Consider the following 15188-nt stretch of genomic DNA (forward strand, 5'->3'; position numbering starts at 1 on the left):
AATTTGCTAAAAATTAAGTAATCTTAGTATCCCTTAAAGTGTGAAAATAAGAGAGGTAGAGTATGCCAAAAAGAGAAGATATCAAGACAATTTTGCTTATAGGAAGCGGACCTATAGTCATCGGTCAAGCCTGTGAGTTTGACTATAGTGGCACTCAAGCAGCTAAGACGCTAAAAGAGCTTGGCTATAGAGTTGTGCTTATTAATTCTAATCCAGCTACGATTATGACAGATCCAGATTTTGCCGATGCAACCTATATAGAGCCAATTACCAAAGAGAGCATAAGTCGCATAATCAAAAAAGAGAGCGTTGATGCCATCTTGCCTACTATGGGTGGTCAAGTAGCGTTAAATGTGGCTATGGAGCTATATGAGAATGATATGCTTGGCAATGTCAAATTTCTAGGTGCTAATCCCGCAGCTATAAAAAAAGGCGAAGATAGAGTAGCTTTTAAAGAGGCGATGATAAAGATAGGTATGGACTTGCCAAAGTCAATGTATGCTTATAATATGCAAGAGGCTTTAAATGCGGCTAATGAGATAGGATTTCCACTTATAATTAGAGCTAGCTACACCTTAGGCGGTGCTGGTAGTGGCGTGGCATATAATCTTGATGAATTTAGAGATATTGCAGAAAGCGGGATAGAGGCTAGTCCTATAAATGAAATTTTAATCGAAGAGAGTCTTCTTGGGTGGAAAGAGTATGAGATGGAGGTTATCAGAGATAGAGCTGATAACTGCATTATTGTATGCTCAATAGAGAATTTAGATCCGATGGGAGTGCATACTGGAGATAGCATAACCATAGCCCCAGCCCTTACTATAACTGATAAAGAGTATCAATATATGCGTGATGCGAGTTTTAAAATATTGCGTGAGATTGGCGTAGATACAGGTGGTAGTAATGTGCAATTTGCCATAAATCCTAAAAATGGTAGAATGACTGTAATTGAGATGAATCCACGAGTTAGTAGAAGCTCAGCTTTAGCTAGTAAGGCTACAGGCTATCCGATAGCTAAGGTTGCTACTATGCTTGCAGTGGGCTTTACCCTTGATGAGATTAAAAACGATATTACAGGCACTCCGGCTAGTTTTGAGCCAGTAATTGACTATATAGTTACTAAAATTCCAAGATTTACATTTGAGAAATTCCCAGGCTCTAATCCATATCTAGGCACAGTGATGAAAAGCGTGGGTGAAGTAATGGCAATTGGCAGAAGCTTTAAAGAGAGTATCCAAAAAGCCCTTTGTAGCTTAGAGAAGGATTATAGCGGATTTAATCATCTAAGCCTAAGTGATGATGAGCTTGTATTTGGGTTAAGAAACGCTCATGAAAATAGAATTTTATATATCGCTCAAGCTTTTAGGAGTGGCAAAAGCGTTGATGAAGTTTATGAATTAACTAAGATTGATAGATGGTTTTTAAATCAAATTTATGAGATAGTTGAGTTTGAAAAAAGTGTAGATATGGATATCTTAAATGATAAAGAGCTTTTAAGAAAAGCCAAAACTTGGGGCTTTAGCGATAAGATGATAGCATATTTAATCAACTCCAAAGATAATCTAGAATTAAGTCAAAATGATATATATTACGCTAGAATGCGTCACAATATCGCTTTAGAGTATAATGAGGTTGATACTTGCGGTGGCGAGTTTTTAGCGCTTACTCCATATCTTTATAGTAGCACAAATATCACACCAAATTTACCAAGTTTAAAAGTAAATAGCGCTAATAAAAAGGTCCTTATCATCGGTGGGGGGCCAAATAGAATAGGTCAAGGGATTGAGTTTGATTATTGTTGCGTTCATGCGAGTTATGCCCTAAAAGACCTTGGTATTACAACTATAATGTATAATTGCAACCCAGAAACCGTCTCAACTGATTATGATACTAGCGATATTTTATATTTTGAGCCAATTGATTTTGAGCATTTAAGAGCCGTGATAGAGCGTGAAAATCCAGATGGCGTTATAGTTCATTTTGGTGGTCAAACCCCTCTTAAATTCTCCAAACGCCTATCAATGATAGGAGCTAAGATAATAGGCACAAGTGCTAGAGTAATCGATGTAGCAGAAGATAGAAAGAAATTTAGTGAGTTTATACGCTTAATCGATGTGGCTCAGCCTGAGAATGATACCGCTACTAGCGAGTCTGAAGCCTTAGAAAAAGCAAATAAAATCGGCTATCCTGTTTTGGTGCGTCCTAGCTATGTCTTAGGTGGGCGAGCTATGAGAAGAGTTCATAATCAAATTGAGTTAAAAGAGTATATGGGGGAGGCGGTTAAAGTAAGTAATAACTCACCAGTGCTTTTAGATAAATTCCTACAAGATGCTACCGAGCTTGATGTGGATGCAATTAGCGATGGCAAAGATGTCTATATCGGTGCTATTATGGAGCATATAGAGGAGGCTGGAATCCATAGTGGCGATAGTGCTAGCATACTCCCACCACGCAATCTATCGCAAAAAATCATAGATCAAGTAGAAAAATGCACCAAAGATATAGCCCTAAAGCTTGGCGTAATAGGGCTTATGAATATACAATTTGCGGTATATAATGATAAACTTTATATTATTGAGGTTAATCCAAGAGCTAGCCGCACGGTGCCATTTGTAAGTAAGGCTACAGGTCTTCCGATGGCAAAAGTCGCCACGCGCGTTATGTGGCAAGGGAATTTAAAAGAGGCGCTTGAGTTTTATGACCAATTTAAAGTGGTTAAATTTGATGGGCAAATTTACAAACCAGATTTAAATGGGGTAGTTTGTGTAAAAGAGAGCGTATTTCCGTTTAATAAATTAAGCGGAGCCGATCTGATTTTGGGTCCAGAGATGAAGAGCACAGGCGAGGTTATGGGGATTAGCGATAGCTTTGCTAAGAGCTTTGTCAAGTCTCAAATATCAGCTAAAAATATACTCCCAAGTAGTGGTGCGGTCTTTATAAGCTTAGCTGATGCAGATAAGGAGCGTGGAATTTTATTAGCTAAGGAATTTGATAAGTTAGGCTTTGAGATAGTGGCTACTGGTGGCACTTATAAAGCCTTGTCTCAAGCTGGAGTTAAGTGCGAAATGGTATATAAAATTAGCGAAGGTCGCCCAAATATAGAAGATAAATTAAAAAATGGCGAGATAGCCTTAGCGGTAAATACTAGCGATAGCAAGTCAAGCACAAGCGACGCTGTTAAAATCCGCCAAGCCGTGCTTAGATTTAAAATTCCATATTTTACAAATATGAACGCAGCCTTAGTCGCCGCTAGCTCAATTAGCTCAAATGAAGCGGCTTTGGAAGTAAAAAGCTTACAAGAGTATCTAAATAATGGTAAATAGCACGAAATTTACAGATTTTATGAATTCTTTACAAACAACAAATGAAAATTTGGCGTATTTTTGTAATTTTCAAAAGTGTAGCGAGAATATCCAAAAAATTGAAATTAAATTAAATACGCTTAATTTTTTATTAAATAAACCAAATTTAAAAACTGCTATTGATACTCTTTTTAATGAAAATAAAGAGTGTTTTAGTGTATTAAATTTATTGATTGCTGTTAGAAATGAAAATAGAAATATTTTAGATATGGATGGAAATTTAGTATCATTAGATAGTTATTTTGAAAATTCACAAAAAATATATGATTTTTTTATTCAAACTGGACTTATGGAAATTTTTACTGGTGGTAAAATAACAAATTTATGCGATTATGTGTTTGGTATAGAGGTTGGATTAGATACAAATGCTCGTAAAAATCGTAGTGGAACGGCTATGGAAATATTGATATCTAATATTTTTCAAAATAATCAAATAAAATTTGATAAACAAGTAAAAACTGATAATTTAGATATAAATTTAGGCGTAGATATTAAAAAATTTGATTTTATTATAAGAAATAAAAATATTACATATCTAATAGAAACAAATTTTTATAATAGTGCTGGTTCTAAATTAAATGAAGTTGCTAGGGCTTATATAGAATTATCACAGAAAATATCTAAACAAAATAATTTTAAATTTATTTGGATTACAGATGGACAAGGCTGGCTTCAAGCAAAAAATAAACTTCAAGAAGCATATAATAGTGTAGAAATTTATAATTTATCGAATTTAAATATTTTTATAAATAAGGTAAAAAATGTCTAATTTTATAAGTAAAGATAAGAAATTCAATCTTTATCAAGGTGATTGCTTTGAAATTTTACCTAGGTTTAAATTTGAATTTGATCTTATCTTTGCTGATCCACCTTATTTTCTTTCAAATAATGGACTTAGTATTCAAAGCGGTCAAATAGTAAGTGTAAATAAAGGTGAGTGGGATAAAGGCACTGATATCGATGAAATTGATGATTTTAATCTTAGATGGCTTCAACTAGCTAAAGATTCACTAAGCAATAATGGTAGTATTATGATTAGTGGAACTTATCATAATATATTTTCTATAGGTAGAGCTTTACAAAAGCTAGATTATAAAATATTAAATATCATCACTTGGCAAAAGACAAATCCACCACCAAATTTTAGTTGTAGATATCTTACCCACTCAACAGAGCAGATTATCTGGGCTAGAAAAAGCAAAAATCATAAGCATATTTATAACTATGAACTTATGAAAAAAATAAATAATGATAAGCAGATGAAAGATGTATGGAGTTTCCCAGCTATTGCCCCTTGGGAAAAAAGTTGTGGGAAGCACCCAACTCAAAAGCCACTTGCACTTTTAGTGCGTTTGATTTTGATGGCAACTAATGAAAATAGCATTGTTTGTGATCCATTTAGCGGAAGTGGCACGACTGGAATTGCTTCAAATCTATTAGGTAGAGATTTTATAGGCATTGAGAAAGAAGATGAATTTGTAGAAATATCAATACAGAGAAAAAACGAGCTTAGCGAAAAAATGGAATTTTTAAAAAGCAAGATTGCGGATTTAAAATTTTTAAATAAAATTGCGCCAATAAATCAAATTTTATAGGCATTGGAATGGTTAAATTTAGCAATTTTGAGCTCATAAATAGCGATATATCCTTTAACGATCTTACTACCGAGCTTATGGAAGTTAAGGCTAAGCTTCGTTTAGTCTTAAGTGGTGAGATTAGCTCTTTAGAAGCGATAAATCAGATTTGTAGGCTTAGGGAACTTGGGTTTGATTTTACAAACTCAAAAGTTAAAAGCAATACTGAAATTTTAAGCGTGATTGGCGATCTTTATGCTGTGTATAAGAGCATTCAAAATTTGCTTGAGTATGGTATCGCAACTAGCATAAACGCCATAGTCAAAAGTGCGATTTATAGGGGCGTGGCTGACCTTAAGGCTAGGATAGGGCTTTTATGATTTATTTGGCTCAGACTGATACCACGGCTGGATTTTTAAGCCAAGACTTAGAGAAGTTAAATAGAGTAAAAAACCGCCCATTAAATCAGCCTTGTTTGATTTGTGTTAGTCAATTTAGCATCTTAAAAAATATCTCAAGAGTTCCTAAAAAATATCGAAATTTAGTCCGCAGATCTAAAAAAACAACATTCATATACCCAAATTCGCAAGCCATTAGAGTGGTAAAAGATCACCCGCACGCTAGATTATTAGATAAGCTAGAGTGGGCATATTCTACTAGTGCAAACCCTCATAAAAAGGCATTTAATATCGAATTTGCGGTAGCTAATGCTGATATAATTATAGATACAAAATTCACCCCAGCCCCAGCTTCAAAAATTTATAAAATATCAAAAACTAATATTAAAAAAATCAGATAATCTCATCATCTTTTACGATTTTTTCTATTAGTCCAAATTTGATATGTTTAATCTCAAATTCCCCAGCTTGTATAAATCCTACGCTATCATTTGGATGAATTTTATATATTTTGGATTTGATTTTTAGCTTTTTTCGTCTACCAAATAGGGCATTTATAAAGCTTATTGTATTATTTCTTTGCCAGTTTAAGTCTAAATTTACTCTAAAATGCTTTGGTAATTTTTTCTTTTTATTACCGATTAAAAAATATCTAATCGACCCAGTTAGTACCTCACCGCCATATAGGTGCAAGCGAGACCATATAGTCATAGAAGTTAATATTTTTTTAAGCTGATTTTGACTATTGCTATCTGGGCGGATTTTGCTGTGATTTTTATGTAAAAGATTTAAAAAATTGTGTTTGGTTAATATATATCTATTTTTGCGAATTTGCTTTGGTATGCTAATTTTTGTTTTATCAAAAACGACAAAACTAAGTATTTTATAGCTACTTAGATCAAATTCATTATTGGTTAAAAAATCTTTGAAAATTTGAGTATTTTTAAGTAGTTTAGCCAGTGGATCTTGGTGTATTATGGTTCGTTTTTTAGTAGTTTGTATCCACCCATCACCGCTAATATCAATGCTCCCAACCCAGTGCTTAAACTCCACAAGATAGAGATAAAATCCATCTACGATGATAAAATCAATCTCATGTAATCCAGCATTAGAATCCTTAACACGTTTATTTTTATAGATATTTAATCCATTGATTTGACTAATAATATCAAAAAACTCACTCTCTGCTAAATTCCCAACACGGCTTATCATATTAGGCGGAGTTATATTTGGCTTTGAGACGAGTTTATAGTTTTGCCAAAAGCTTTTTAGCATTTAGTGAGCCTATTTACCGCAAGTGCTGCTAAATTTAAGCCAAAACTTGCTGTTACGCCTATAAAGCTTCCTAAATTTACGCAATTTGGTGCTTCTGTTGAGAAAACTACCTTATAATCTCCCTTAAATCCAGCTTTTTTAAGCTCATATCTAATTTTCCTAGCAAATGGATCGTTTGTAGTTTTTTTGATACTTGCGACTTCTATTTTTGTTGGATCTAGCCTTTTAGCCCCACCCATTGAGCTAAGTAGTTTTTTATAGCAAATTTGAGCCATCGCCACCTTAGCTGGTATATCATCTATACAGTCAATAACAAGGTCAAAAGGCTCAAAATCAAACTCACTTATCACGCTTGGCGTTAGCTTTAAATTCATCGTTTTTATACCAGGATAGAGCCTAGCAAATACATCGGTTTTAAGCTCCCCTACAAAGTCGCTTCCTATTTGGCGATTTTGGTTTGTTATATCAAATTTATCACAATCAATTGCGGTGATATGCCCAACCCCACTGCGATACAAGGCATCGATACACACGCCACCTACGCCCCCACAGCCACATACTAGTACCTTTGAGCTTTGGAGTTTTTCAAATTTATCGCCAAAAATCCAGCGACTTCTAGTAAATCTATCAACCATTTTAAATCCATTTTTTTATAGTTTCTATGCTTTTGTGAGCGGTCATATCAAGCTTAATTGGCGTTAGACTAGCGTAGTTTTCATCAAGCACCGATATATCACACTCATAGCCTAAATTAGCAGCATATCTAATCCCAGGTGTCCCTAGCCAGTAGTACTCTAGCCCTCTTGGATTGCGATGGATTTGGGCGTTTGTGTTGTAGCTTTGCTGACCAGCTGGGACTATTTTTAGCCCTTTATACTCACTTTTTGGCACAGCAGGAATATTTAAATTTAAAAACTCTCTACCACTTAGCGGATAGCCATTTTCAAATATATTTTTGACTAATTCTAATGTGATTTCACAAGCTAAATCAAAGCCAAATTTATCCAAACTATCATTTTTATATAGTTGCGAAACCGCAATGGAGCAAACCCCTTGAAGTGTCCCCTCCATAGCGCCACCGCAAGTGCCTGAGTAGGTTATATCTTCGCCTACATTTGCGCCGTGATTTATACCGCTTATGATAAGATCTGGCTTTTTATCTTTATACATCGTCTCAAGCGCAAGGTAGATACAATCACTAGGCGTAGCGTCATCAAGTTTGAAAAATCCATCATCAAGCTGGATAAATCTAAGCGGACGAGTTAGAGTAATAGAGTGCGAACAAGCTGATTTTTCGCTACTTGGAGCGACGACTACGACATTAGCTATTTTGCTAAGTGTATCACGCAAAGCTAGTAGCCCAGCTGCTTCAAATCCATCATCGTTTGTTATTAAAATATCTTTCACATATATCCTTTTTTGCTAAATTTTACCTATAATTTTTAAATTGTTGGCTATAATTTTGGTTAAATTTAAAAGGAAATTTATGAAAATCTTAGTCTCATCACTGGAAGCATCAGCAAATTTGCATTTAGCGGAGGTGCTAAAATATTTAGATAATAGCGAAATTTGCGGGATATTTGATAGGAGATTTGGCGCTGCTTTGTATGATAGTAAGGAATTTAGCGCAATGGGGTTTGTGGAGATTTTGCCACTGATTTTTAAAGCTAAAAGAGCTTTAAAACAGATGGTAGAACTAGCTAAAAACTGCGATAAAGTCTTGCTAATTGATAGCCCAGCTTTTAACCTACCTTTAGCAAAAGCTATAAAAGAAGCTGGACTAAAATGCGAGATAACCTACTATATACTCCCACAGGTTTGGGCATGGAAAAAGAAAAGAGTAGCTAAGGTGGAGAGATATTGCGATAATCTAGCCTCAATTTTGCCTTTTGATGAGAGATATTACACTAAAAGCGTATATGTAGGCCACCCTTTGCTTGATGAGATAAAGGTGCAAAAAACAGAGCTTTTAAATAGCGAAGTTATAGCCTTTATGCCAGGGTCTAGAAGGAGCGAGATTAGCCGTTTAATGCCTATTTATAAAGAGGTTGCACGAAGCTTAAAGCATAAAAAACTCTTAGTTATCCCACCAAATTTAAAAGATGATATAGATGAAATTTATGGCGATATTAGCGAGTTTGAAGTGGTTTTTGATACTCATAAAGCCCTTTTACAAAGTCAATTTGCTTTTATCTGCTCTGGGACTGCTACGCTTGAAGCGGCTCTTATAGGCACACCATTTGTGCTATGCTACAAGGCAAAAGCGATCGATATATGGCTTGCTAGAAAGCTTGTGAAGCTAAAACACGCAGGACTTGCAAATATAATATTTGATTTTATAGGAAAAGAGCCTTTACATGATGAATTAATCCAAGAGCAAGTTACACCGCAAAATTTGCTTAATAGCTATAAATGCTACGATGGGGCTAAATTTCTAAACGCTTGTAATGAGCTTAGGAGATATTTAAAGCATGGAAGTGCAAAGGGCGTGGCTGATATGCTTTTAAGATAAAATAGGATAAAATCCTAAATTTAAATATTTGTAAGGAAAATTTATGACTGAGCCAATGACAATTTATGGATATGAGAAGATCACAGCTGAGCTAAAAGATCTAAAAATGGTCCAAAGACCAGCAATAGTAAAAGAGATAGATATAGCAAGAAGCCATGGGGATTTAAAAGAAAATGCCGAGTATCACGCCGCTAGAGAGAAGCAAGCTTTTATAGAAAATCGCATAGCTGAACTTAGCGATATAGTAAGCAGAGCAAAGGTCATAGATCCAAGCGAGTATGAGCATGATAAGGTCAAATTTGGCTCAACTGTAACTATAATGGATATTGATAGCGAGGTAGAGACAACTTACACGATTGTAGGCATAACAGAGAGTAATCTTAGCCGTGGGCTAATTTCAATATCTACCCCAATTGCTAAGCAGCTAATAGGCAAAAAAGAGGGCGATGAGGTGGTTTTGACCTTACCAAATGGTAAAAGTGAAATAGAGATAGTCGAAGTAAAATATCAAGATATAGTTTTTGAGTAAGGTAGAATATGATAAGAGTAGGGGTAGTTGGTATTAGCGGATATACCGGGCTTGAGCTGGTTAAAATGCTGGTGGCTCATCCAAATTTTGAGCTTTGTTATGCTGGGACTAGTAGTAGCGGGAAGTTATCTGATAGCTTTAGTAGTTTAAAAGGCGTGATCGATATGCCAATTGAGGTGGCAAATGCTGATGAGATAAAAGCTAGATGCGATTTGGTATTTTTGGCTTTGCCGCATAAAGAGGCTATGAGTTTAGCTAGCAAACTTAGAAAAAGTGGCGTAAAGATAGTAGATCTCTCAGCTGATTATAGAGTAAGCCAGGAAAATTATGAGAAAAATTACTGCTCTCATATCGATTTAGATGGGCTAAAAGAGGCCGTTTATGGACTAGTGGAGATAAATAGAGACAGGATCAAAAACGCAAATTTAATAGCAAATCCAGGGTGTTATCCTACTTGTTCGCTTTTAGCTTTGTTGCCATTTGCTAATATGATTGATAGTAAATTTGGCGTGATGATAGACGCTAAAAGTGGTCTAAGCGGAGCTGGAAAAAGCCTAAAGCCTAGTAGCCATTTCATCAGCGTAAATGAGAATATGAACGCTTACTCGCCACTTACTCACAGGCATAGTGATGAGATTAAGGAGCATTTAAATTTGGCTTATAATACTGATATTGATGTGATGTTTGTGCCGCATTTAATCCCGCTTAGTCGTGGAATGCTAGTAAGTAGCTATGGGTATTTAAAACCTGAATTTAAGGGTATTGATCCGTTGAGTGTTTTAAAAGATTTTTATAAAGATGAGAGATTTATACGCATTCGCACAGAGCCAGTATCTATAAAAGATGTAGCTGGGACGCATTTTTGCGATATTTTTGCTATGAATAAAGATGGGAAAATTTGGATAAATTCTAGCATAGATAATCTACTTCGTGGTGCTTCATCTCAGGCCTTAGCAAATGCTAATTTGATAATGGGGATAGATGAGGCGGTTGCTTTGCCAGTTATTGGGAATTCTATATGAGAATTTTAGATGGGGCGATTTTTATAGCTGATGCTCATGAAAATATAAAACGCTTTGAGTTTTTAAAACTCATTAAAGCCTTTAATAAAGGCATTTTAAAGATACCACCGCAGATATTTTTAGTTGGTGATATTTTTGATTTTTTAAGCTCTGCGCGCCATACTCAAGTGGTTTATAAGGAGTGGATTGATGAGTTAAATTTACTCTCTACAAAGACGCAAATACACTATTTTGAGGGTAATCACGACTTTAATCTTGGCTCAATTTTCCCAAATATTATGTTATATCCTATCTCATCGCAACCAGCTATTTTTACCCTTGATAATAAGCGTGTGGCCATAGCTCATGGGGATATATTTTTGGGATTTTTTACGCAAAATATATTGAAATTTTTGCGTAATTGTATATTTTTAAAATTTATGGATTTTCTTGATGGGATTTTTAAATTTAAGATAACTAAGTGGATTTTATCTACTCAAAAAGATAAGAATTTATCCTATAAAATACCAAATTTCAAAGAGATTATAACTCAAAAAATAGATAAATATAAGGCTGATATTATTATCGAGGGGCACTATCATCAAGGTGTTAAATTTAAGATAAATTCAAAAGATTATATAAATTTACCTTGTTTTGCGTCTGAGCGTAGATATTTTATTGTAGAATACGCCGATGAAATTAAATTTCAACTTATAAGGAGCCCAAATGTTTGATGATAATATCTTAAAAACGGGTTCGAATGAGATGGAGCTTGTTGATTTTCGTATCTTAAAACAAGGCAAAGATGCTATATATGAAGGTATATATGGCGTTAATGTCGCTAAGGTCAAAGAGATCATAAAGATGCCAAATCTCACCGAACTACCAGGTGTGCCTGATTATATTGAGGGGATTTTTGACCTTCGTGGAGTTGTTATCCCCGTTATCAATCTTGCTAAATGGATGCAGATTGAAGAGCCAAAAGAGGCAATTTTAAAACCTAGAGTTATCATTGCTGAATTTAGCAATATTTTTATCGGTTTTATCGTCCATGAAGCAAAGAGAATTAGACGCATTAATTGGAAAGATATAGAGCCAGCTAATTTTGCTGGAAGTGCCGGTACTGGGACATTGGATAAATCCAAAATTACTGGCGTAACAAGAATAGAAAATGATGATGTTTTGCTGATTTTAGATCTTGAGAGCATTGTAGAAGAGCTTGGAATTTATCAGCCAAAAATGGAAGTTGAAGTTGGCGATATACATAAATTTAGTGGCGTTGCTCTTATCTTAGATGATAGTTTGACTGCTAGAAGGCTTGTTAGCGAAGCACTTACTAAGATGGGCTTAAGAGTAGTTGAGGCCAAAGATGGCGTAGAAGGGCTAGAGAAACTAAACGACCTATACTCAATGTATAAAGATGATTTAGAAGATAATCTTCGTGTGATTATAAGCGATGTTGAGATGCCACAAATGGATGGATTCCACTTCGCTGCAAATGTAAAAGATGATAAGAGATTTACAAATATTCCTATTATCTTTAACTCATCATTGAGTAATGAATTTAGCGAAATTCATGGCAAAGATGCTGGCGGAGATGTATTCTTAACCAAATTTAATGCCACAGAGTTTTATTCAGCTGTTTCAAGAGTGATTGAATCACGCAAAAAATATATTAGTTAAGAGGTGATTTATGGATGATATGCAAGAAATACTAGAAGACTTTTTAGTTGAGGCATTTGAGCTTATTGAGCAAATAGATCATGATTTGGTTGAGCTAGAGTCTAATCCTGAGGATTTAGAGCTATTAAATCGTATTTTCCGTGTTGCTCACACAGTAAAAGGTAGCTCATCATTTTTAAATTTTGATGTCTTAACAAAACTTACTCACCATATGGAAGATGTGTTAAATAAAGCTCGCCATGGGGAGTTAAAGATTACTCCAGATATTATGGATGTGGTTTTAGAATCAGTTGATATGATGAAAGCACTTTTAAGAAGTATTAGAGAGCGTGGAAATGATACTGATGCTGGTGTGAGTATATCTGATATATGCGATAGACTTACAGTCATTAACGAAGGTAGAACTCCAGAGGTTAGCAGTGCATCTACTACTAAAGATGAGCCAAAAGAAGAGCTCCCAGCTCAAACAAAAGAAGCTCCAGCACAAGAGCAAGAAGCTGAGCCAGAAGTAGATGTAAATAGCTTAAGCGAAGATGAGGTAGAAGCTGAAATTGAAAGACTTCTTAAAGTTCGCAAAGCCGAAGATCAAGCCAGAAGAGAAAAACAAAAGCAAAGCAGTGAGCAACCAGCTCCAAAAGAGCAAGCCCAATCGCCTAAACCACAAGCTCCAAAATCATCAAAAGAGCAAACTCCAGCCCACTCTAGCTCATCAGCAGTAGAGCAAACTATTAGGGTTGAGGTAAAAAGACTTGATAATTTGATGAATTTGATTGGTGAATTAGTTCTTGGCAAAAATAGACTCCTTAAAATTTATGATGATGTAGAAGAGAGATATGAAGGAGAGAAGTTCTTAGAAGAGTTAAATCAAGTTGTAAGCCAATTAAGCTTAGTAACTACTGATATTCAACTTGCTGTTATGAAAACAAGAATGCTACCAATTGCTAAGGTATTTAATAAATTCCCAAGAATGGTGCGTGATCTAAGCCGTGAGCTAGGCAAACAAATTGATCTAGAAATAAGCGGTGAAGAGACAGAACTTGATAAATCAATTGTCGAAGAGATCGGCGATCCGCTTGTTCATATAATTAGAAATTCTTGCGACCATGGCATTGAAGATCCTAAAGATAGGTTAGCAGCTGGAAAACCTGAAAAAGGCGTAATCCAACTAAAAGCTTATAATGAGGGAAATCATATCGTTGTTGAGATAGTAGATGATGGTAAAGGGATTGATGCTTTAGCTGTGAAGATGAAAGCTCTTGAAAGAGGCATAATCACAGAAAGAGAAATAGATAGTATGAGCGATAAAGAGGCATATTCGCTTATATTTAAGCCAGGATTTTCTATGGCTAAGCAAGTTACCAATGTTAGCGGTCGTGGCGTGGGAATGGATGTCGTTAAGACAAATATTGAGAAATTAAATGGTATAATTGATATAGAGAGCGAAGTTGGAAAAGGCACAATTATGAAGCTTAAAATTCCACTAACTCTAGCAATTATACAATCCCTATTAGTAGGCTCTCAAGAGGAATTCTATGCTATCCCACTAGCAAGCGTTAAAGAAACAGTAAGAGTCCCAGTAGATAATATCTATACAATCGAGGGTAAAAATGTCCTTAGACTTAGAGATGAAGTTCTTAGCCTTGTTAGACTTAGTGATCTATTCGGTGTTAAGCAGATATTTGAAAGCGGCGATCAAACATATGTAGTTGTAATTAATGTTGCTGATAGTAAGCTTGGTATTATAGTTGATAGCTTGATTGGTCAAGAGGAGATCGTTATTAAATCTCTTGGAAATTATTTACAAAATATTCGCGGAATTGCTGGTGGTACCATTAGGGGTGATGGTAAGGTAACACTAATTGTCGATGTTGGTATGATAATGGATATGGCAAAAGAGATTAAAATAGATATTAGAGCTAGTATGGAATCAAACGCTCAAATGGCTAAAAAAGAAAAACCAAGTGATTATAAAGTTTTAATTGTTGATGACTCTAAGATGGATAGGACAATTATGCAAAAATCACTTGAACCAATTGGTGTAACTGTGATAGAAGCGACAAATGGTATTGAAGCGTTAAATATTGTCAAATCAGGAGATCACAGCATAGATGCAATGCTTATAGATATTGAGATGCCTAGAATGGATGGTTATACATTGGCTGGAGAGATTAGAAAATACTCTAAATATCGCAATTTGCCACTAATTGCAGTTACAAGTAGAACAAGTAAAAGCGACCGCTTAAGGGGCGTAGAAGTAGGTATGACTGAGTATATTACTAAACCATACTCTCCAGAATACTTAGAAAATGTCGTAAGAAAAAATATAAAGCTAGTGTAAGGAAGTAAAATGAGCGATAAATTAGGTGAAGTTTTACAAAGGCAAAAACAGCAAATAAGCGAACCTGAAAATATAAAAGATAGAGAAGAGATAGAACAACTCGTAGGCTTTATCGTTGGTGATGAGGAGTTTGCTATTCCAATTTTATATATAAAAGAGATTATCAAGCCAATTGAATACACTAGAGTTCCTAGTGTGCCACCATATGTGCTTGGTGTGTTTAATCTTAGGGGTAGTGTTATCCCTTTGATAGATTTAAGAATTAGATTTAATCTTGAACCTAGTAAAATGACAGCAAATACCAGATATATCGTTATGCAAGATAGCGAAAATATCGCTGGTTTTGTCATAGATAGGCTTACAGAGGCTATTAGAATAAATACAAATCAAATAGACCAGCCGCCTGAAACTCTAGCTAAAGATAAAGGAATGATACAAGGTATCGGTAAAAGAGATAATAATATCTTAACTATATTAAAGGTTGAATCTTTATTAAAGCGTGATTTTTAAGGCATT

General features: G+C 35.0%; 15 protein-coding genes. 12 read left to right on the forward strand and 3 right to left on the reverse strand.

Annotated elements, in window-relative coordinates; genetic code table 11:
• Nucleotides 1–62 precede the first annotated feature (62 nt).
• From carB to CSUIS19072_RS06310, 5 genes are read left to right on the forward strand one after another with little or no spacing between them, the layout of a single operon-like run.
• Nucleotides 63–3323 carry a carbamoyl-phosphate synthase large subunit gene (gene carB / locus CSUIS19072_RS06290; RefSeq protein WP_086293653.1) on the forward strand — a complete coding sequence of 1087 codons (3261 nt, stop codon included), beginning with the start codon at nt 63–65 and terminating at the stop codon, nt 3321–3323.
• Nucleotides 3313–4131, forward strand: coding sequence for a type II restriction endonuclease (locus CSUIS19072_RS06295; RefSeq protein ID WP_086236991.1), 819 nt, complete (start codon nt 3313–3315; stop codon nt 4129–4131). The genes carB and CSUIS19072_RS06295 overlap by 11 nt, the downstream gene beginning before the upstream one ends.
• Entirely contained in the window at nt 4124–4957 is an 834-nt protein-coding gene (locus CSUIS19072_RS06300; RefSeq protein ID WP_086236990.1) for a DNA-methyltransferase, read from the forward strand. The genes CSUIS19072_RS06295 and CSUIS19072_RS06300 overlap by 8 nt, the downstream gene beginning before the upstream one ends.
• 8 nt (nt 4958–4965) lie before the next feature.
• On the forward strand, nt 4966–5316 hold the full coding sequence (locus tag CSUIS19072_RS06305; protein ID WP_086236989.1) for a hypothetical protein: 351 nt from the start codon (nt 4966–4968) through the stop codon (nt 5314–5316).
• Nucleotides 5313–5735, forward strand: coding sequence for a Sua5/YciO/YrdC/YwlC family protein (locus tag CSUIS19072_RS06310; protein WP_086236988.1), 423 nt, complete (start codon nt 5313–5315; stop codon nt 5733–5735). Before CSUIS19072_RS06305 ends, CSUIS19072_RS06310 begins: the two co-directional genes overlap by 4 nt.
• On the opposite strand, the gene CSUIS19072_RS06315 is transcribed toward CSUIS19072_RS06310, so the two are convergent.
• From CSUIS19072_RS06315 to surE, 3 genes are read right to left on the reverse strand one after another with little or no spacing between them, the layout of a single operon-like run.
• On the reverse strand, nt 5728–6609 hold the full coding sequence (locus CSUIS19072_RS06315) for a nuclease-related domain-containing protein (RefSeq protein WP_086293651.1): 882 nt from the start codon (nt 6607–6609) through the stop codon (nt 5728–5730). The two genes, CSUIS19072_RS06310 and CSUIS19072_RS06315, sit on opposite strands and share 8 nt — an antisense overlap.
• On the reverse strand, nt 6603–7244 hold the full coding sequence (locus CSUIS19072_RS06320; protein WP_086236986.1) for a tRNA threonylcarbamoyladenosine dehydratase: 642 nt from the start codon (nt 7242–7244) through the stop codon (nt 6603–6605). Before CSUIS19072_RS06320 ends, CSUIS19072_RS06315 begins: the two co-directional genes overlap by 7 nt.
• Before the next feature lies 1 nt (nt 7245).
• On the reverse strand, nt 7246–8016 hold the full coding sequence (gene surE, locus CSUIS19072_RS06325; protein WP_086236985.1) for a 5'/3'-nucleotidase SurE: 771 nt from the start codon (nt 8014–8016) through the stop codon (nt 7246–7248).
• A gap of 79 nt (nt 8017–8095) precedes the next feature.
• Between surE and lpxB the strand changes: the two genes are divergently transcribed.
• The 7 genes from lpxB to CSUIS19072_RS06360 are packed head-to-tail and all read left to right on the forward strand — an operon-like array spanning nt 8096 to nt 15182.
• Nucleotides 8096–9121, forward strand: a complete 1026-nt coding sequence (gene lpxB / locus CSUIS19072_RS06330) for a lipid-A-disaccharide synthase (protein WP_086236984.1) — start codon at nt 8096–8098, stop codon at nt 9119–9121.
• Nucleotides 9122–9164: 43 nt separating this feature from the next.
• A complete protein-coding gene (gene greA, locus CSUIS19072_RS06335) occupies nt 9165–9650 on the forward strand; it encodes a transcription elongation factor GreA (RefSeq protein ID WP_086293649.1) in 486 nt (161 codons plus the stop codon).
• 8 nt (nt 9651–9658) lie between these two features.
• Nucleotides 9659–10672: an N-acetyl-gamma-glutamyl-phosphate reductase gene (gene argC, locus CSUIS19072_RS06340; RefSeq protein ID WP_086293647.1), complete on the forward strand. Its 1014-nt coding sequence runs from the start codon at nt 9659–9661 to the stop codon at nt 10670–10672.
• A complete protein-coding gene (locus CSUIS19072_RS06345; protein ID WP_086293645.1) occupies nt 10669–11385 on the forward strand; it encodes a UDP-2,3-diacylglucosamine diphosphatase in 717 nt (238 codons plus the stop codon). Before argC ends, CSUIS19072_RS06345 begins: the two co-directional genes overlap by 4 nt.
• Nucleotides 11378–12334 carry a chemotaxis protein gene (locus tag CSUIS19072_RS06350; protein ID WP_086236980.1) on the forward strand — a complete coding sequence of 319 codons (957 nt, stop codon included), beginning with the start codon at nt 11378–11380 and terminating at the stop codon, nt 12332–12334. Before CSUIS19072_RS06345 ends, CSUIS19072_RS06350 begins: the two co-directional genes overlap by 8 nt.
• A gap of 10 nt (nt 12335–12344) precedes the next feature.
• Complete coding sequence (locus tag CSUIS19072_RS06355) at nt 12345–14672, forward strand: hybrid sensor histidine kinase/response regulator (protein WP_086293643.1); 2328 nt, start codon at nt 12345–12347, stop codon at nt 14670–14672.
• Between the two features lie 9 nt (nt 14673–14681).
• Nucleotides 14682–15182 carry a chemotaxis protein CheW gene (locus tag CSUIS19072_RS06360; RefSeq protein WP_086236978.1) on the forward strand — a complete coding sequence of 167 codons (501 nt, stop codon included), beginning with the start codon at nt 14682–14684 and terminating at the stop codon, nt 15180–15182.
• Nucleotides 15183–15188 lie beyond the last annotated feature (6 nt).

The organism is Campylobacter sp. RM19072, assembly GCF_024723485.1.
GTDB lineage: Bacteria > Campylobacterota > Campylobacteria > Campylobacterales > Campylobacteraceae > Campylobacter > Campylobacter porcelli.